Source organism: Streptococcus suis (assembly GCF_019856455.1).
Classification (GTDB): Bacteria; Bacillota; Bacilli; order Lactobacillales; family Streptococcaceae; genus Streptococcus; species Streptococcus suis_AE.
The window spans coordinates 1,471,604-1,490,728 of record NZ_CP082205.1 but is presented as its reverse complement, the minus strand read 5'-3'; the positions used below and the strand labels follow the sequence as shown (position 1 = coordinate 1,490,728).

The 19,125-nt window shown below is 42.7% G+C and carries 23 protein-coding genes and 1 tRNA gene; all 24 read left to right on the top strand.

The annotated features are described in order from the left end of the window. Nucleotides 1-71: 71 nt before the first annotated feature. The 24 genes from K6969_RS07300 (at nucleotide 72) to K6969_RS07185 (ending at nucleotide 19,122) form a co-directional block, all read left to right on the top strand. Nucleotides 72-332, top strand: a complete 261-nt coding sequence (locus K6969_RS07300) for a helix-turn-helix domain-containing protein (RefSeq protein ID WP_171943248.1) — start codon at nucleotides 72-74, stop codon at nucleotides 330-332. A 74-nt stretch (nucleotides 333-406) separates the two neighbouring features. Then, complete coding sequence (locus tag K6969_RS07295) at nucleotides 407-814, top strand: DUF1492 domain-containing protein (protein ID WP_171943247.1); 408 nt, start codon at nucleotides 407-409, stop codon at nucleotides 812-814. A gap of 100 nt (nucleotides 815-914) precedes the next feature. Continuing rightward, nucleotides 915-1,004, top strand: a tRNA-Ser gene (locus tag K6969_RS07290). A 214-nt stretch (nucleotides 1,005-1,218) separates the two neighbouring features. After that, nucleotides 1,219-1,752, top strand: coding sequence for a terminase small subunit (locus K6969_RS07285; protein ID WP_029172944.1), 534 nt, complete (start codon nucleotides 1,219-1,221; stop codon nucleotides 1,750-1,752). Beyond that, nucleotides 1,742-2,974, top strand: coding sequence for a PBSX family phage terminase large subunit (locus K6969_RS07280; RefSeq protein ID WP_171943072.1), 1,233 nt, complete (start codon nucleotides 1,742-1,744; stop codon nucleotides 2,972-2,974). Before K6969_RS07285 ends, K6969_RS07280 begins: the two co-directional genes overlap by 11 nt. Before the next feature lie 11 nt (nucleotides 2,975-2,985). Next, nucleotides 2,986-4,455, top strand: a complete 1,470-nt coding sequence (locus K6969_RS07275) for a phage portal protein (RefSeq protein WP_171943073.1) — start codon at nucleotides 2,986-2,988, stop codon at nucleotides 4,453-4,455. Further along, complete coding sequence (locus K6969_RS07270; protein WP_253911835.1) at nucleotides 4,343-5,842, top strand: minor capsid protein; 1,500 nt, start codon at nucleotides 4,343-4,345, stop codon at nucleotides 5,840-5,842. The genes K6969_RS07275 and K6969_RS07270 overlap by 113 nt, the downstream gene beginning before the upstream one ends. Next, nucleotides 5,808-6,014 carry a CPCC family cysteine-rich protein gene (locus tag K6969_RS07265; RefSeq protein WP_024377653.1) on the top strand — a complete coding sequence of 69 codons (207 nt, stop codon included), beginning with the start codon at nucleotides 5,808-5,810 and terminating at the stop codon, nucleotides 6,012-6,014. Before K6969_RS07270 ends, K6969_RS07265 begins: the two co-directional genes overlap by 35 nt. Before the next feature lie 178 nt (nucleotides 6,015-6,192). Further along, on the top strand, nucleotides 6,193-6,435 hold the full coding sequence (locus tag K6969_RS07260; RefSeq protein WP_024377652.1) for a hypothetical protein: 243 nt from the start codon (nucleotides 6,193-6,195) through the stop codon (nucleotides 6,433-6,435). Between the two features lie 166 nt (nucleotides 6,436-6,601). Then, entirely contained in the window at nucleotides 6,602-7,123 is a 522-nt protein-coding gene (locus K6969_RS07255) for a DUF4355 domain-containing protein (RefSeq protein WP_024377651.1), read from the top strand. A gap of 17 nt (nucleotides 7,124-7,140) precedes the next feature. Further along, nucleotides 7,141-8,157, top strand: a complete 1,017-nt coding sequence (locus K6969_RS07250; protein WP_171943074.1) for a sugar-binding protein — start codon at nucleotides 7,141-7,143, stop codon at nucleotides 8,155-8,157. A gap of 10 nt (nucleotides 8,158-8,167) precedes the next feature. Then, a complete protein-coding gene (locus tag K6969_RS07245) occupies nucleotides 8,168-8,356 on the top strand; it encodes a hypothetical protein (RefSeq protein ID WP_074392451.1) in 189 nt (62 codons plus the stop codon). A 9-nt stretch (nucleotides 8,357-8,365) separates the two neighbouring features. Further along, a complete protein-coding gene (locus tag K6969_RS07240) occupies nucleotides 8,366-8,695 on the top strand; it encodes a phage head-tail connector protein (RefSeq protein ID WP_171943075.1) in 330 nt (109 codons plus the stop codon). 10 nt (nucleotides 8,696-8,705) lie between these two features. Then, nucleotides 8,706-8,975 (top strand): hypothetical protein, encoded by a 270-nt coding sequence (locus K6969_RS07235; RefSeq protein WP_321537351.1) that lies wholly within the window; start codon nucleotides 8,706-8,708, stop codon nucleotides 8,973-8,975. After that, a complete protein-coding gene (locus K6969_RS07230; protein WP_171943077.1) occupies nucleotides 8,963-9,475 on the top strand; it encodes an HK97-gp10 family putative phage morphogenesis protein in 513 nt (170 codons plus the stop codon). Before K6969_RS07235 ends, K6969_RS07230 begins: the two co-directional genes overlap by 13 nt. Beyond that, on the top strand, nucleotides 9,472-9,840 hold the full coding sequence (locus K6969_RS07225; protein ID WP_125070214.1) for a hypothetical protein: 369 nt from the start codon (nucleotides 9,472-9,474) through the stop codon (nucleotides 9,838-9,840). The genes K6969_RS07230 and K6969_RS07225 overlap by 4 nt, the downstream gene beginning before the upstream one ends. A 3-nt stretch (nucleotides 9,841-9,843) precedes the next feature. Next, entirely contained in the window at nucleotides 9,844-10,260 is a 417-nt protein-coding gene (locus K6969_RS07220) for a phage tail tube protein (protein WP_171943078.1), read from the top strand. 10 nt (nucleotides 10,261-10,270) lie between these two features. After that, a complete protein-coding gene (locus tag K6969_RS07215) occupies nucleotides 10,271-10,645 on the top strand; it encodes a DUF6096 family protein (RefSeq protein WP_171943079.1) in 375 nt (124 codons plus the stop codon). A 98-nt stretch (nucleotides 10,646-10,743) separates the two neighbouring features. Further along, a complete protein-coding gene (locus K6969_RS07210; protein ID WP_238142242.1) occupies nucleotides 10,744-11,031 on the top strand; it encodes a hypothetical protein in 288 nt (95 codons plus the stop codon). Nucleotides 11,032-11,050: 19 nt separating this feature from the next. Continuing rightward, on the top strand, nucleotides 11,051-14,191 hold the full coding sequence (locus K6969_RS07205; RefSeq protein ID WP_321537350.1) for a hypothetical protein: 3,141 nt from the start codon (nucleotides 11,051-11,053) through the stop codon (nucleotides 14,189-14,191). 9 nt (nucleotides 14,192-14,200) lie between these two features. Continuing rightward, the gene (locus K6969_RS07200; protein ID WP_024377641.1) at nucleotides 14,201-14,551 is read left to right on the top strand and encodes a DUF6711 family protein; all 351 of its coding nucleotides are present in this window, start codon (nucleotides 14,201-14,203) and stop codon (nucleotides 14,549-14,551) included. A gap of 31 nt (nucleotides 14,552-14,582) precedes the next feature. Then, complete coding sequence (locus tag K6969_RS07195) at nucleotides 14,583-18,653, top strand: hypothetical protein (protein ID WP_321537349.1); 4,071 nt, start codon at nucleotides 14,583-14,585, stop codon at nucleotides 18,651-18,653. Nucleotides 18,654-18,661: 8 nt separating this feature from the next. Beyond that, nucleotides 18,662-18,874: a hypothetical protein gene (locus tag K6969_RS07190; RefSeq protein WP_029174509.1), complete on the top strand. Its 213-nt coding sequence runs from the start codon at nucleotides 18,662-18,664 to the stop codon at nucleotides 18,872-18,874. Nucleotides 18,875-18,876: 2 nt separating this feature from the next. Beyond that, nucleotides 18,877-19,122 (top strand): hypothetical protein, encoded by a 246-nt coding sequence (locus tag K6969_RS07185; RefSeq protein ID WP_171943224.1) that lies wholly within the window; start codon nucleotides 18,877-18,879, stop codon nucleotides 19,120-19,122. Nucleotides 19,123-19,125: the final 3 nt, after the last annotated feature.

Sequence of the window (19,125 nt, the reverse complement as noted above, 5' to 3'; positions counted from 1 at the left end):
TGTGTCAAAATAGGTCAATGGGTATATATTGATGACTATCTTAAAAGGGTAGTTGGAGTTGAGGAGGACCTATGACCACAGCAGATAAAATCAAATACATCCTACAAAAGACAGGATGGACGAGGGACCAATTTGCGTCCGAGATGGGTGTGACGACTCCATCTGTCTACAACTGGCTAGGCGGACGACCACCGCGACAACGCATGTTGGATAAAATAGACGAGCTGTACGAGCAAGTCAAGCCTTATGAGCCTAGGGTGCTAGCTCCGAGAGGGAAAATTCGACTGGTGTACCCGTATTATAGCCATCAGCGACAGCCGTGGGAAAAATAAAAAAGCCAAGGCACTCTCTGCCCTGGCTGTGGTAAATAACTCACATACATTATACCACAAAAAGGAGACAGAGAGTGAACAAGGCTAAGGCTATATTAAAGGATTTGAGAAATTTAGATTTGTACATTGCTAGCTTGATTAGACGTCGTGAAAAAATCGAAGCCTCCTTACTATCTAGTCCAAAGTGGACAGCGGATAAAGTTTCGGGTGGAGCAAAAAAGAAGCAGGATGATGTCTATGTTGAATTGATGGCAACCGCTGATGACATAGAAAAGAAAACCGCTGAAGCCATTAAGAAACAACGGGAACTACAAAATATAATAGACAATTTAAATGATGACACCAGCAAAACAATTCTAAGCCTGGTTTACGTTGACAAGATGTCTATGTATGATGTGATGGACGAAATGAGAATTAGTGATAGGACATACTACAGATTGCTAAGGATTGCCAGGAAAGAATTGGAGCAAGTTTGGCAGTAAATGGCAGTTTTTGGCAGTAATTGTCAGTGCATGGCAGTTTTAATCTGCTAGAATGGTAGTATCAAGAAATAAGGGTAAGGTAGTAAGCCTTGCCTGTTATGGAGAGTTGGCAGAGTTGGTCGAATGCGCTCGTTTGCTAGACGGGTGGCCGCCTACGTGCGGTCCGTGGGTTCGAATCCCACACTCTCCTTTGAGTGTTTGTGTCCCAGAATGGGGTAAGTCGTTGGACGAGAACTCATATATCACTCATTAACTTTGAAATGGTTGCGGATGCGACTAGGCCCTGCATGATTGCACAGCTACTTATATCCTAGGTAAGTTATAAGCTGGGTGGTTTGATTCCGCTAGGGGTCTTTCTCCTATATTTTTCCCACACAATCGTGTGGCTTTTTTGATTGGAGGTGATGGTCATTGATAGACATCAACAAATTATTGACGAGCTAACTAGCGATGCAATCAAGCTGATGTCAGATTGGCCATCAGCAAGAGAAAAGCAGAAGCAGTTTATACTAGCGTATGTTTCAAGTGGTTTTAAGAACGCTACGGAAGCGGCACGGCAGGCAGGATATTCGGATAAGTCAGCAAATGTTAAAGCGTCAGAGCTATTAACAAAAGCTAACTTTTTTCACGTCCAAGAAGTTGTTAAAATATTAAAGGAAAACTTTGAAAAACGTAGTACAGAACTATCCATTGCATCCTTGGTCGAAATAAAGCAATTCCACACAAGAGTATTGCGAGGGGAAGAAACTGATTTCGAAGTCGTGACCTCGGTTGATGGCACTGCCAGTATTGAAGAAGTCCCTCCGAGAATCAAAGAAAGACAAAAATCAGCAGATAGCTTGGTTAAAATGCTGTCTGACAGCGAGAACGTCAATCGAACAGAACTAGCCCTAGAAAAGCTATTTGACAAGTTGGAAGAGGGAATAAATGGGAATTGATAGACTATACCACGATAAGCAACTCAGCATTTTAAAACGGGCCTTGCGTGAAGATTGGTACATGATGATTAACCATGGGGCTGTCCGTGCAGGTAAGACCCAGTTGGATAATGATTTGTTCTTAATGGAATTACGCAGGGCAAAGAAAAACGCTAAGTCTTGCGGTGTTGATAATCCTATGTATATACTTGGAGCAACTAGTGCTGGTACTTTGCGGACTAACATCTTGCAAGAGCTATCAGAAAAGTACGGAATAGATTTCAAGTTTGACAAGCATGGGAACTTTACGCTCTTCGGTGTGTATGTGGTTACGACCTTCACAGGTTCAGTAGCTGGTTTGCGTGCCATCCGTGGTATGACGGCGTACGGAGCCTATATCAACGAAGCGACACTGGCCAACAAGGAAGTCTTTGATGAAATCCGCAAGCGTTGCTCAGGGTTTGGCGCTCGTATCATTTGCGACACTAACCCAGACCATCCCAACCACTGGTTGAAGAAAGACTATATCGACAAAGCAGATGACAAGAGCATTATCGCTAATCATTTTACGATATTTGATAATACCTTCTTAAATCAGCGTTACATTGAGAACCTTATCGCAACAACGCCGAGTGGTATGTTTACAGAACGTGGTATCTACGGCCGTTGGGTCAGCGGGGAAGGGGCTGTCTATCGTGATTTCAAGGAAGACATGCTCATATCTAGCAAGGACATTCCAACAGACGACATCACTATCTATTATGCTGGTGTTGACTGGGGATATGAACACCATGGGTCTATCGTTGTTTGTGGACAGACGGCAGATGGTAGAGTCTATCTCTTGGAAGAACACTCGGCGCAGTACCAAGAAATTGATTACTGGGTGGAAATCGCTAAAGATATCAAATCCCAGTACGGAAATATCTATTTCTATGCAGACTCCGCCCGTCCTGAACATGTCGCCCGATTTGAACGAGAACATCTAAAATGTGTGAATGCTGATAAATCTGTTCTGAGCGGAATTGAACAAGTGGCTAAGCTGATGAAGCAAGGTCGCTTTTTTGTTTGTTCAGAAAAGGTTGAAAAATTCAAGGATGAGGTCTATCAGTATGTCTGGAATGAGAAAACGGGCGAGCCAGAAAAGAAGAATGATGATGTACTGGATGCACTTCGTTATGCAATCTATTCGCATATGGCTAAACCCAAAGCTAAAGTCAAACGTAAATCACTATTTGGTTTGTAGAAAGGAGCAAAATGGAAGAAACATTAGTCTATAGTCGCTCGTTGTACAATGAGCAGAATTTGGATAAAGATATCATTTACAAATTGATATTAAAGCACGACCAGACCAGTAGTAAGCTCAAGAAGCTAAAAGATTACTACTTGGGTAAGCACGCAATCGAAAATCACACACGCAGAAGCAACCTGCCAAACTTTAAGACAGTCGCCAATCACGCCAAGGACATTGCGGATACCGCCACAGGTTACTTTATGGGCAATGCTATCCGTTATCCTAAGACCGACGATGTGGATATTGAAGACCTGTTAGAAGCTTTTGATAATGCAGATGTTGATTCGACAGACTCAGACAACGCTTTGAACATGGCGATCTATGGCAGGGCTTATGAGTACATCTATGTCAAAGAAGGTGAAAATGAGCTGGTAACACGTAGTTTAGAACCAGAGAACACGTTTATCGTTTACGATGATTCGATTGAGCAGAAGCCCTTGTTTGCAGTTTATTATTACCAAACAAAGGACGACGTGACAGAAGAAAGTTATTATCGGGCCCAGGTATTGACCGAGAACCTGCAATATAGCATGTCTTTGCGGGAGCAGAAGAAAGAATCAGAAGAAGCTGTTCCACATAATCTTGAAGGATTGCCAATTATCGAGTATCGAAACAATCGCTATATGGTCGGAGATTATGAGCAACAGATTAGCTTGATAGATGCGTATAATTCTCTGATGGGCAACCGTGTGAACGACAAGGAACAAGCTATTGAGTCTATTTTGGTCTTATCTGGTGCAACACTTGCGGACACACCAGAGGAAGCAAGGGAAGCCATGGAGATATTGCGTGAAGAAGGCTTGTTGGAATTGCCAAAAGACGCAAGCGCAGAATTTTTGAAGAATGTTTTGGATGAAGCGTCTGTGGAAGTATTGCGCAAGTCGTTGAAAGAGGATATTTACACGTTTAGCCATGTTCCCAATCTGTCAGATGAGAATTTCGCTGGGAATACATCAGGGGTAGCTATGGAATTTAAGCTTTTGGGGCTTGAAATGATTACCAAGACCAAAGAGCGATACTATACCAAATCCCTGCACAAGCGCATACAGATTTTTGCGCGTTATTACAACTGGTCACAGATTTACGAAAACGCTAAGGCAATCATTCCGCAATTTAGCCGTGGCTTGCCTAAGAATTTGTTGGAGCTTTCCCAAATCATCAGCAATCTCAAAGACAAGGTTAGTCTGCGTCAGCTTATTTCGCTCTTGCCGTTTGTGGAAGACCCAGATGCAGAGATTAAGGCGCTTGAGAAAGAAAAAGAGACAGCGCAGGAAGAGCCTACATTTAGCCAGAATTTGCCTTATAAAGAGAGTGTGACAGATGGACAATCAGAAGTATTGGGAGAAGCGGAAAGCTCAGAGGATGGTTCAGGCGATGAACCAGACAGAGCAAACCGCAAAGCAACTCGACGAAATTCACAAGCTAGCAAGTAGGCATATCACATCCAAGATTGACCAAATCTTTGAAAGTTACCGCAGAGACCACGGACTGACGGAAGATGAAGCTAAGAGGGTACTGGCTAGTGTCAAGGATTTATCCGATATTCGGGAGTTAAAATTAGCTTTACAGAATACCACGGACAGTGAAGAGATACAGCAGTTGCTTATCTTACTCGATTCGGCTCCCTACGCTTCCAGAATTGAGCGATACGAGGCTTTACAACGTGAGGTGGATAATTTACCCACCCGACTGTATAAAGCCGAAAATGAGGCATCTAGAGTCTTCTATGATGAATTCATTCCAGATGCTTACTACCATTCTATTTTTGATTTGCAACAGCAGTCTGGTGTGGCATTTGCTTTTAACAGGATTGACCCAGAGGAAATCAGAACTATCCAGCAAACGCCATGGCTGGGGGCGAATTACTCTGAAAGGATTTGGGGCAATACTCAAGCCTTAGCAAATGAACTACAAAAGCAGTTAGCAGTCAGTCTGTTAACAGGTCGGTCAGCGCACGAGACTGCAGAAGTCATAAATGCCCAATTCGGAAAAGGTAGTTACAACTCACGCAGGCTGGTGCGGACAGAGGCCAGTCATTTCCACGCTGAAATGGAAGCTCTGGCGTATGAAGAAGCAGAAGTTGAGCGTTACAGGCTTGTGGCTGTACTGGACTTGAGGACATCTAGCGTCTGCAGGGAGCATGATGGAGAAGTCTACTTGGTCAGCGAAAGAGTGAAAGGGAGGAACTACCCGCCTTTACATCCTTGGTGTAGGACGGTCACTATAGCGCTAGATGATGATGAATGGTTAGCTAAAGCGACCAGAAGCGCCAGAGACCCAGTGACAGGCAAGACCATCCAGGTGCCTGCCAATATGACGTATAAAGACTGGTATGAGAAGTATGTTAAACCAAAATACAAGGCGGATAACTTGGACATTTGGAAGATTGAACGTGCTAATAACCAGTATGAAAAGTACAAGTCAATTCTTGGAGATAAGGCGCCTAAATCGCTTGAAGACTATATTGATTTGAAGTATAATGACAGAGAAGGATTAGAGCAGTTGAAGGACCGAGCTAGATGGATAAAAGCAAAATTCCCGTCTGAGAAGTCTTTTAATGGTCATTTTGAGAAACACAGTCATGAATTTGGGAACATTTCCAAATCAGATTATCTGAAATTAGGACAAGAGCTTTTATCAAATCCTATACAAGATAATATTCTTGGGTATGACACAGATTCTCGTCGTGTTAGGTATGATGTAAAAAATAATATCTACGTTCTAGGAAATAATGGAAAAGCAACAATCACGACAATGATGAAACCAGATGAAGGGAGAGCTTACTATGACAGAGAAGTTGCAAAAGACTTGGGTAGTTGATGGTTATGTATGGCTACATTGCCCTGTTTGCGGTCATGATGTTATGGACTATGATATTTGTGACACCTGTAAATGGCAAAATACTGGACCTGTTAACATTGACGGCGGTCCAAATAAGATGACGTTAGCTGAAGCAAAAATAGCATTTGCAGAAGGCAGACCAATTATTTAAATAAGCACTCAAGTAATCGAGTGCTTTTTTCGTGTTCAAAAACAGGAGAATGGTATGGACTTGTATTTTCGTTTTAGGTTGATTATAGAGAGTGTTGTGTTTATCATTGGATTTCCGTTTGTGTTATACAAACTCTATAAATTATATAAAGATACAAAAAAATAGAAAGGAGATCGCTATGAACAAGCGTATTAAGAAAAAACGTGAACTGATTGAACAAGTTCAGGGAACTAAAGAAGCTGTTGATATTGCATTGAACATCATTAAAAGTCTACTTGATGAAAACGCCAAACAGGCAAATGAAATTTCTGAGCTACGTTCAATCGTCGAACGCAATGCACAGGCTACTAATTCGAGATTTGATTATCTTGAAAAGAAAGTAGCTGACAAGCTGTCCAAGAAATCTTGGTTTAGTCGTTAACAAGGAGGTAATCCCACATCTTGACAGCAGGAAAGACTGCTTGAAACTACTCTAAAATACTTAAAACTGGTCGAAATTGACCAGTTTTCTTTTTGGTCCAAGCATTGAAGACGGTAAAAGCTATGGAAAAACAGTCGGGGACGACTTTAAAAATAGGAGGTTCGCAATGAACGAAGAAACACAAACAGTCGAAGTGGTCGAAGATGACAAACAGGTAGCAGCTGAACCTGAACAAGTCACAACAGACCCGAAAGACGAAAAGAAGTACACCGATGCCGATGTCGATGCCATCATTGACAAGAAATTCGCTAAATGGAAGGCAGAACAGGAAAAAGCTGAATCAGAAGCTAAGAAATTAGCCAAGATGAACGCCGAAGACAAGCAGAAGTACCAGCTTGATAAGCGTGAACAGGACCTTGCTGACCGTGAAGCGGAAATCACACGCCGAGAGCTAACCGCTGAAGCTAAGACGATTTTAAGCGAACGTGGCTTACCAATCGAGTTAGTAGACGTGGTTAATCTTGCTGACGCTGATAGTGTACGTGATTCCATTGATGCTATTCAAAAGACTTGGGAAGCAGCAGTCTTAAAAGGTGTTGCTGACAAGACCAAAGGAAGTGCACCGATGAAGAAAGCGCCACAAGAACAACCAACCGTTGAAAAGTGGGAACGTGATTTTTTGAAATAAGAAAGGAAAAATAAAATATGCCATTTGAAAATATTAACACCGCAACATCCCGTGAAAAATTCTTAGGAATTATCGAGAAAGTTGTTGCTAAAAAATCTTACTCTGCGCCACTCTTGTTGTCGAATGACGCAGTGGAAATGAACGGGCGTTCATTTACTGTTACAAAATCTGACACAACAGAACTCAAAGATTACAAACGTAATGCTGACAATGAGTTCGACCATGCGCAAACAGAAGAACGCACATACACTCTGGACCAAGAAAAGTACTGGGGGCGTTTTGTAGATCGTCTAGATGAGCGCGATTCAAACGGCGAAGTCAATGTCAATTATGTTGTCGCTCGTCAGGCTGCTGAAGTCGTTGCACCTTACCTAGATCATCTTCGTTTCGATGCTCTGCTTGGTAATGTCAGCGACAATGTTGTACCAGCTAACACAAAAAACGCTAACAATTCTTACCAGGCTGTCTTGGATGTTTCTGAGAAGTTGGATGAATTGGACGTAGTGGAAAACCGCTTGTTGTTTGTGACACCAGCGTTTTATAAAGCGATTAAGTCAGAAATTGTCAACCTTCCACAAGGGGACACCAATCAAACTGTGCTTTACAAAGGTTATGTCGGTCAGTTGGATACATTCACGGTTTACAAAGTGCCATCTAAGTATCTCAAAGGCGTCCAAGCTGTTGCGACAATCGGCGGGGTAGTCGTTTCGCCTATCCAAGTAGATGAAACGAAATATAACAACAACATCCCAGGTCGTTTTGGTGAATTGGTAGAGCAATTGCTGTATACTGGTGCATTTGTCTTTGATTTTGACCAGAAATACATCATTTCTATTGCGACCTCTAAACCAGGAGCGAAGCCAAGCGCACAAGGCAAATTAAACATCCGTGCAGATCAGTGGGTATCTGGTTCAACTTATGAAGCTGGTGCCCGTGTACAAAACGAAGGCAAGCTGTTTGAAGCCACTAAGAAAGTAACTTCATCCTCAACAGCTCCTGGTAGCGATTCAGCCAACTGGAAAGAGATTGTCTAGGAGGTCCTAAATGCGCGTTAAGGTTTTAAAAGAGTTTACTGATGACGAGCTTGGTTTTGTTCATCGTGTTGATGATGTCATCGAACTAACCAAGGAACGTCATGAGCAGATGAAGAAAAACGCTAAATTGCAAGATGTAAATTTGGCTGATTACATTGAAGAAATCAAGACCAAAGGAGCAGAAGCTCCTGCAAAATAGGGGGCGGATATGCTAGAAGAATTAAAAACTTTGACAGGCGAGAGTGATGATAAAATCCTCTCGTCTTTGCTTTTGAGGGCAAAAAATATCATTTTGACTGAGACAAATCGAAGTCAGCTTACGCCAGCGCTGGAATGTTTGCAACTGGAAGTGGCACTCGAGTTGTTCAATCGTCAAGGAAGCGAGGGCGAAACATCGCGAAGTGAAGGGGGCGTGTCTGTGTCTTATAAAGACGGGCTGTCAGATACTATTTTGAATGGTATCCGAAGCTATAGACTCGCAAGGGTGGCAGGTCGTGCGTTTGAAGCGAAACCGACTGAAGCCGTATCTGATCCGTAAAGCTGTCATAGTGACGAGTGATGAGGGTATCAAGAAAGCTACTTATAGCGATGTTGCTGCTGAGATACGGGCTGAGATATGGCCTGCTAGTGGTCGTTTACAAGCTGAGATATACGGTCAGAGGTTGACCTATATTTTGAATTGCTTGGTAGACCGTGAGACTCTTATAGATGAAGGTGATGGCTTTTGCATCAATAGCGATAAAGTAACCCATAAAGTCATATCCATAAAGCGATATACAAATCATCAAGTCTTGGAGTTAGAGCAATGTCGCGATTGATAGGTGCTGATAGGTTAATCTCGAAGCTCAAACGATTGTCTAGTCAACGACAGACCGAAATCATGGCAAAAGCTGTACACAACTCTGCCAAAAACGTTGTCCAGGCAGATGCAATTTTGCGGGCACCTGCAAACAATGGTGATTTGCGAGCAGGTATCAAAGTTCGGATGTCTAAGTCTGGGAATCCGAGAGCTGAAGTGGTTAGTACATCAGACCATGGCGGATTTGTTGAATTTGGTACTGGTCCAAAAGGTGCTGCAAACCACGCAGGTATTTCTCCAAATGTCAGCGTGTCTTATCGCGGTACACCTTGGTATGTCCATGAGTCCCAGATTGATGTTGGTCCCTATCGGTTTCAAAAGCTCGGTGAGTTTTACAAGATGTTTGGTCAAGTCGCCCAACCTTATCTTTATCCAGCCCTCAAGGATAATGAAGAGCGAGTCACGAAGAACATCAATAGATTTGTCAAACGGAAGTTAGTTGAAGAGGTCAGCAAATGATAAATATTAAGCCCATCATTTACAAGAAATTGAAAGAGGTTACGGATAATGTGACAGATACTTATCCGCAAGATTGGGAGAATTTCCCCGTTATCATCTACTTAGAAGAGGAAAACAAGCCTTACGAGATTACAGATGATACAGAACAGATGTCCTATTTGCGCTACAAGGTCGATATTTTCCACAATGATAGCACGTCAGAATTAGCAGTAGCGATTGATGCGATTTTTGCATCTCTCGGGCTAAAACGTACATCCAGCGTGGATACACCCGACCCAACGCACTTACGACACAAAGTCATGCGATTTGAAGGGATTTTAGACTTAAACTCCCGAATCGTGTACCAATACAGAATGGAAGGATAAAACATGTTAGCAAACGGAATTAAATTAAAAATGAGCGAGACCCAAGGGTCTAGCTATACAGTTATCGAGGGTTTGAAAGAAGTTCCGGAACTTGGTATTGACCCTGAGAAAGTTGAGAATACGACCCTTGCGGATACCATTAAGCAGTATGAATTTGGTATTGGTGATGCTGGTGAATTGGAATATAAATTCAAGTACGAGAATTCCAAAACAACTTCTAGTTATCGTACTTTGCGCAAGTTGTCTGATTCAAAAGCTATCCGTCACTTTGAGCAAGAGTATCCAGACGGTACTACTGTCCGCTTCTCAGCTCAGATTGCTGTCAAGCTGGGCGGTGGCGGTGTCAACTCTGCTATCGAATTTACATTGAAATTGGCTCTGCAGTCAGATTTGGAATTCACGGACCCAACCGTACTTTAAGGAGGAATAGATGACAACACGTAAACCATATATCGTTTGGACAATCAAGGGAACAGACTATAAATTGCGTCTTAGCACTCGCCAAGCCTGTGAGGTTGAAGAAAAATTGGGCGTTAATTTGCTCAAGATTTTCATGCCCAAACCAGACGAACAGTTCAATCTACCACCTTTGAAGGTCATGTTGTTGGTTGTTCAAGGTGCTTTGCAGAAGTTCCATCATGGTATCAAATTGGATGATGTCTATGACTTGTTCGATGATTACATTGACGAAGGTTATGGACAAACTGAATTGATGACTGATATCATCGTACCATTGTTCGAAGTATCGGGTTTTATTCCTCGGAACAAGGAGAAGGAAGAACCGACGTTGACAGTAGTCGAGTAGGTTCTGGTCCTTGTTCGGTCGCAGAATTGATTAACGGTTTTTATCCTACGGCATTAGATGCAGGGATAGACCCGTTTTCTTTTTGGGAATACACTCTTTTGGAATTGAAAGAGTTGGTTGAGAGTTACAACAGGCAACAATTCCAGAAGCAGAAGGAAATAGCTTCTCATCATTTTATTCAATCGCAGATGATAGCTCGCTTTGTTTCTCTGATGTTTCAGGAAAAAGGTGAAGCGCCGGACATTTGGGAGTTCTATCCTACTTTATTTGAAGAGGATAGGGTTCAGATTGAACAAGCTCGTATTGAGCGTGATTTGAAAATCCATCAGGAGCAGATGAGAGCTTACGCAGAGAGAATGAGAGGAAGGTTCACAACTTCCGAATAAGAAGGAAAAGGAGGGAACGATGGCTGTTACGTTAGAAGAGTTGAGAGTTATTGTTGAAGGTGAGATAGCACCGTTTCAGAAGAAGATGAAGCAGTTAGAATCTCAAATGAAACAGACTCAAAACAAGATTGAAAACAGTACAAAAGGCTTGAGAGCAGGCGTTACTAAGCAGGCGAACGGTATCGCTTCGGCATTGGCTGGTTTAGGGAAAATTGCTGCTTTGGCTTATCTAGGGCAAAAAATGGTTCAGTTGGGCATGTATTCTACCCAGATGGCTCTTGAAGTCAGTGCTTCGGTCAATCAAATCAAACGACAGATGGGCGAAAGTTCCCAAGCATTTTTAAAATGGATTGATAACAATGCCAACGCTATGAACATGAGCGTAGGTGAAGCTACTAAGTATGGAGCGGTCTATTCCAACCTGTTTTCCAACTTTATCAAGGATTCTAACAAATTGAGCGCTTATACAGGTAAGATGTTACAGACATCCGCTGTGATTGCGCAAGGTAGCGGACGGACCATGACCGATGTTATGGAGCGTATTCGTTCGGGCTTGTTGGGGAATACCGAAGCTATCGAAGACCTCGGAATAAATGTCAATGTTGCTATGATTGAATCAACCAACGCATTCAAACGTTTTGCGAATGGGCAATCTTGGCAACAATTAGACTACAACACCCAGCAACAAATCCGCTTGATGGCAATTTTGGAGCAAGCAACAGCCAAGTACGGAAATACCTTACAACAGTCTGTAAACGGTCGTATTAGCATGTTCAAGTCGCTGTTAAGCGATGCAGCATTAAACATCGGTAATGCTATGTTGCCGATTATCAACGCTATGATGCCTGTACTTAATTCTTTTGCTATGGTCTTGAAAAATGTCACTGCTAAACTCGCTGAGTTTATCGGCTTGATGTTCAACAAAAAAGCCAATGTGAAGAATAGCGCAGTTGGAAACCTTGCTCAGGGTGCACAAAATGCAAATGATGCAGTAGGTGGTCTAGGCGATGCCATGGACGGTGTCGATGATGCTTCTGGAGGCACCGCAGGCAATCTAGATGATACTGCTAAATCAGCTAAGAAGGCAGCAAAAGAGCTGATGGGATTGGCTGGTTTTGATGAAATCACGACCCTCAATCTAAATAAAGATGACGGAGCAGGTGGAGCGGGTTCAGGCGGTGGTTCTGGAGGCGGAGGCAAGGGTAGTAAAGGCGGAGGCTCAGGAAGCGGAGCCGACATCTTGCCAGAAATAGAATTGACTGATATGGACAACCAGTTTAAGTCCATATTTGACGGATGGGATAAGACTCTACAACCTCTTTTTGATTACCTCTCAAAATTAAAAGACCTGTTTAAAGACGGTTTTAACATGTCGTTTAGAGCTGATAGTCTTGACCGCTTTAAAACTGCTCTAGCAGGTATCTGGCAATCTCTAAAAGACATCTTTGCAGACGGAACTGTCTTGCAAGCAGCAGCAAGGTTTGGCGAGAAATTATCCTACGCTCTAGGTCAAGGGATGGGAGCTGTCGCAAATGTCGTGATGGGCATTGCAGTCTTTATTGCCGAAAGTTTAAATAAATCACTAAACGACACCAAGTTGGATATAAAAGGTTGGCTGATACGTCAGTTCGATATAGCAGGCGATGCAGTCGCAAGCATTGGAAATATCGCTCAAATGCTCGGTCAAACGTTTTATGACGTATTTACAAGTGCAGCTGCAACAAACATCGGTGCAGATATTCTTTCAGCGATAACCTATGGGACAATGGGGATTGTTGAAGTTGGTTTAAAATTAGGTCGCGATATACTAAGCGGTATAGAACAAGCGCTAGTTGATAACCAAGATAAAATAACTACTGCTTTAACTGGATTGCTTTCTGCCCTTGAACCTACTTTCGAATCTATCAAAAACCTATTCAAGAATACATTTGAGGGGTTGAACACAACTTACGATGAGCATGTAAAGCCATTCTTCGATTCGTTCAATGAAGGTTTTAGTTCTATTTTTGGAACTTTGCTAGATAGCTGGAACAATGATGTTCAACCAGTGTTGGATGATATCGGGAAAAAGTTTGCTGATTTATTCGACAATCATATTCAACCGTTTATCGATAATTTTCTATACGCGTTCGGACAAATTATGGACTTCTTAAAGCTACTTTGGGATACCATTTTGGTACCGCTATTTGATTGGATAGCTGCGAATATTTTGCCTATCCTTGTCCCGACATTCCAGACATTAGCTGACTGGTTTGTCCAAGCCTGGACTGTGGTTTTTGATGTTGTGGGGGCTGTTTTAAAAATCCTAGGTGGAATCATCGAATTTCTTGTCGGTGTATTTACTGGCGATTGGGAGAAGGCTTGGAATGGGATTGTTCAGATTGCCGAAGGGTTATGGGACATGTTATGCTCCATCTTCAAGTTCGTTTGGGATGCCATTGTTTCTTTCCTGAAAGGCGTTTGGGATACCATAGTTGCTATATTGCAGGCTGGTTGGGATGCGATTGTTCGAATCTTCCAAGGTATAGGCCCGTGGTTTGGCGACCGTTGGAGAGATATCGAAAACATCTTCTCTAAAGTCGGTAGCTGGTTTGGTCAGAAGTTTTCCGAGGCTTGGAATGGTATTACAAATGCCTTTAGCAATGTAGCTGGTTTCTTTAAAGGAATATTCGATAGCATTGTGGGTTGGTTCACAGATATTGGCAGAGCGGTCGGAGATGCAGTTTCGGGTGCATTTAAGTCCGGTATGAACGGTGCAATTGCAACAGTTGAAAATGTCGTCAACGGATTTATCGGATTGATAAATGGCGCAATCGGCTTAATCAACAAAATCCCTGGTGTCAATATTGGGCGCATCGGTTATGTCAATCTTCCACGCCTTGCCCGTGGTGGTATCGTGGATAGCCCAACTGTCGCCATGATTGGTGAAGCTGGTAAAGAAGTGGTTATGCCATTGGAAAATACAGGTTTCTTACAAACCATGGGCCGTGTGGTCGGTGGTGCGGTAGTCAATGCTTTGGGTGGCGGCTTACCACAATCATCTGGTTTGCCAAGCGGAGATATCGTTATTGTGATTGGAAGTAGAGAGTTTGGCCGCTTTACTATTGACGAGATTAATAGAGCTCAAGCAGAAGCGGGACAGCTCTTGCTTAACATTTAGGAGGAAAACATGAGTCAATTGATTATCAATGGAGTTACAGTTGTACCTCCTAAATCTTTTCAAGTTTCTGTCAACGATGTGGACGGAGAAACCGGGCGAAACGCTAACGGCGACATGGTCAGGGATAGGATTACAACCAAGCGCAAATTAGAATGTGATTGGGGGATGTTGACACAGGCTGAGATGGCACAGATTCAAAACGCTGTTCAGCCTGTATTTTTTGAAGTGTCTTACCCAGACCCTATACTTGGGCAGACGTCCAAAACGTTTTATGTCGGCGATAGGACAGCGCCTGCGTATTCATTTACTGAAAAATTTAAACCCTGGAGCGGTTTAAAATTTAGTTTAATAGAGAGGTAGGGTGGTTGGTACGGTAACATTTAACCAAGCTATGTTAGCTAAAGATAGGGTGTTTGCTATTCGTGCAGGCACCTATACTTCTAGCGACATCAAAGAAGCCAGTTTTAATTATGGATATATCAGCGGTGATACTTTCAAACCTGGCGGAACAGTTGCTGGTTCGGCTAAATTGACCTTTACATCTATCATTACTAGCTTTAACAAATTGGATAAAGTTTATCCAGAGATAGGACTAAAAGTTGGCGATTCCTTCGAGTGGGTTGCAATGGGTGAGTATTTTGTCAACGATATTAACATCGACCGCAACAGGAATACCACAGAATTAGACCTGATAGATGGGATGTTCAAGCTAAACCAGCCCTATGTTTCTGATTTAACTTATCCTGCGCAGATTCGGGATGTTATTCGTGAGATTTGTGTAAAGACAGGAATAGAGCTAGAGACGGACAATCTAGGTCTTAAAGCTATCCAGAGACATATCGAAGCGAAAGCAGATAAAAATGACATTACTTTCCGAGAAGTGTTAAGCCAAGCGATTCAGTTACTTGGCTTTTCTGCTTTTTTTAATCGACAAGGGAAGCTTGAAGTCCGTGGTCTGACAGAATCAAGAATCACTGTCACTGCTGATAATTATTTTTTGCATGGTTTGACCAAGAGTGAAATCCAATATCAGATTGCTGGTATTACTTGTAAGAAAGACAAGGAAACGCTGACAGTAGGCTTACGAACTGGACGTTCATTGGAGCTTGAAAATAGCTTCATGAACCAGAATCTATTGGATGAATTGTATTATGAGCTAAAAGACATCAAGTATTACCCGTTTTCGCTTGATTGGCAAGGGCATTTGAAGCTAGATGTCGGTCAATGGGTAACACTCAAGACAAACAAAAACGAGACCTACAAAGTCCCTGTCCTGAGTCAATCTTTCAGTTTCAAGGGCGGTCTTAAGTCTAAGATTAGCGCAGACAGTAAGGCTGGGAATGATACTCAGTATAGCTACAAAGGTTTTTTGACCAAGCAAATTGAGCAGATGTCTACCCAAATCGATGCAGAAATACAGCAGCAACTGGAATATAAGGATAAGGAATTTGATGAAAAAATTAATAAAGTCAAATCCGAAATCAATGACGGCATCGAGCAGTCAAGGGCGGAGGCTGAAAGGCATGCAGACAATATCAAGAGAAGTATTGATACTGAAATCGCCCAAGTCAACACCTCCATGCAAGCACAGGCACAGGAACACGACAGACAGGTCGCAGATATATTGTCCAAAACCCAGTCTATCGAATCGCTTGCCAACCAAGCCAAGTCGGATGCTGCTAGTGCATTGGCTAGAGCTAACCAGGTCAAAACGGAGGCTATCGCAGATGCAAGGGCGCAGGTTGCAACGGTCAGTCAAGCCTTAAACACTGCTAAGTCTGAGCTACAGACGGCAATCGCTAACGCTGACCAAAAGGCTAGAGATAGCCAAGCAAGTGCTACAGCTTTGCGAAACGACCTCAACTTGCAAGCTAGCAAGATTTTGGCACAAGCCCAAGCGCAGACGGCATTGACTAGCCGTGTATCAACTGTTGAAACTCTGGCAGATGGAACGAGGTCAACAGTCGCAGAACTCTCTAAAACCGTTTCTAAGGCGACTGGAGACATCGCTAGTGTTACCAGTCGGACAAAGGTTGTTGAAGATGGTCTGGTTGGTGTTAAAAATAGCTATGGAACTATTAGTCAAAAAGTAAACGCTCAGACTGGTCAAATTACTAGCATTAATCAAAGAACGGCTCAACTCGAGTCTGGTCTTAATGGCGTTAAAGAGAAGTTCGAAAACATAAAAATCGGCTCAAGGAACTACTTTAGTCAGTACTTGGCAAACTATGACACGTCTGGTATTTATGCTATACGTCTTGTCAGCGAAACACAGCCTATCACGATTACAGTAACTGACAAGGACACGTCTGTCGATGTATCTGGCTGTTACTTTGGCTTGTTTAAAGATAAATTTGCAAAACAAGGTGCGCTATGGCTTTTATCAAATGGCACTTTGTACAATGCTAAAAAAACAATATCAGGCTGGCCGATACTGGTTGTTTATCCCAAAAACCAAGCTACGCTTGATAAGATTTTCAGCCGTTACAAGGTCATGGTCGAGATTGGGAATATCGCGACCGATTGGGTGCCTGCTGAGGAGGATTTTAGACATGAGCTTGCTACTTATGTCCGAAATGCGGAAGAGGATAGTACAGAGCTATCTAGACGGATTGAAACTGCAGATGGTAAGGCAGTTGATGCCAAAGCCTATGCTCAACAGACGGCTGAAGGTTTCAAGAGTCGAATTGAAAGCTTGGAAACCTACAAGGACGGCGAAGGCACACGAGCTAGCCAGTATTTCACTGCTAGCCGTGACGAAACAGCCCGTCAGGTAACCGCTTTACGGACAGCAGTCACAGACGGCTATGTAGCTAAGGCTAAGTATGAGGAAGATGCTAGAGGTGTGACACAGCGGTTTGAAAGTCTGTATGTAGGCGGTACCAATCTATTGACAGGCACTGATGAATACACCGAAATCTTTAACAGCGAACAAAGTCACGCAGAGTTTCTGCGAACACCTTATGACTTGGCCCCAGTTTTTGATAAGTATGGGCTGATTGAGTATACCTTAAGTTTTGACTTGAGAGCATCTCAAGCGGGACAAGTCGTTGTATACCAGCAAAATGGGTCAGGGTCTAAATATTCGGGTCTATGGAAATCGTTGACTGTCACAACGGAGTGGCAAAGGTTCCATGTGACCTTTACTCCAACCGAGGGAACAATGAGTTTAGCAAATAGTTACTTAGCCTTTTATGGCACTTACGGCACGGGAGTAAAACCTATTATTCGTCGAGCAAAAATTGAACGCGGAGCGATTGCGACTGACTGGTCGCCCGCTCCTGAAGACCAACAATCCTACGCAGACACAAAAATCGCTGAATATAAGACCACGGTCGACGGGCGATTTGCGACCTTGCAATCTCAGAAGGCTAACCAAGTAGACTTGCAGACTGTACGTGAGACGGTCAATCTTTACGAGCGTATCATCGGCTCAACGGAAACTAGTATCAAAGACAAAGTCGCTCGTATGGTCATGGCTGATAGTCTATTTCTAACCGAGGTCAAGGATAAGATTAGCGGTACAGCTACACAGGTTAGTCAGCTTAATAATTCGTACGCGATTAAAAATCTGACTAGTGCTGGTACAGTGCTTAACCAAATCAATTTACTGGCTAATGGTACTAATAGAATCGATGGTCGACTGACGCATATCACAGGTCAGACTTTGATTGATAATGGCGTAATCAAGAACGCTATGATTGGTAGCTTAGATGCTGGCAAGCTAACAGCAGGATACATTTCTAGCAATAGATTTCAAGCAGACTCTATCACGGGTGATAAGTTGGTAATGGATTCAGCATTTTTTAACAAATTCGCAGCTGACGAGGCTAAACTAAAACAACTATTTGCTAAGAATGCCTTCATCACACAGGTACAGGCTGTGAACTTGTCAGCTAAGCAGATTGCTGGCGGTATTGCTAAAGCTCTCAACGGTGGTATGGATGTCAATTTCGACGAAAGCAAAATTAACTTTTACACAAACGTAGCTGCAATAAGACGTATCTATACTGGACACCCTACTCAATTTATAAAATTCGAAACTGAAGGGAATTACTCGCGAACAATCATCGGGAGCAATCGGAATGGTGGAGAAGTTTTTAACTCTGCAACATTTGCGGGGATTGTTGTGGAAAACACAAACAACATAAACACAGAAGATAATGTAAGACTCTATGGAGATAACACGCTATTCAGGCACGCCCAAGGTGATGTCGGTTGGAATATCAATTCTGTTACTCAACGTATAGTCCCTGCCAACATCAATGCAGAGTCCGAAATTTGGTCTAAGCACTTTGTGGCTCCAGATAAAAATTCGAAGCCTGTCCGATTGGATACAGCGGTGGCAGCGTTATGGGACATATGGAATCACATTATTTACAACAACTTTGAGTTTAACGAAGCGCTTCGTACCCACATAAAAGCTAGACGGGACAACTGGAAATTTGAATTAAATTTATAGGAGAAATTATGAACCAAGAACAAATCACACAAGCTTTACGCTTGACTAATAACGACCTCGTGACAAAACTGTCAGAGGAGATGACAACTAAGAATCTGTTAGCTGTACAGCTGACAGAGGCACAGCAGATTATCGCACAACTGCAAGCAGAGATTGCAGAATTGAACACGCAACTGGACGAAGCTACTAAACCAGCGGAAGAAATCATCGAAGGAGAATAATCATGACACTTGAAATTATGAAAACTACTCAACTAATCGGAAACTTAAAAATCGGTGATGAGATTGTCAAAACTTATACAGTCAATATCGATAATAAAGGCGTATCGAAGATTTTCGAAACTGTGTACAATCAAGAACTCTATGCGGCTAACCGCAAAGAGATGCGCAAGCAAGAAGCTGAGTTCCGTGAAAAATGCTACGAGGTGGAAGATGCTATCTTGGCTGAACTTGAGCCGAAGGAAGAGTAGCCT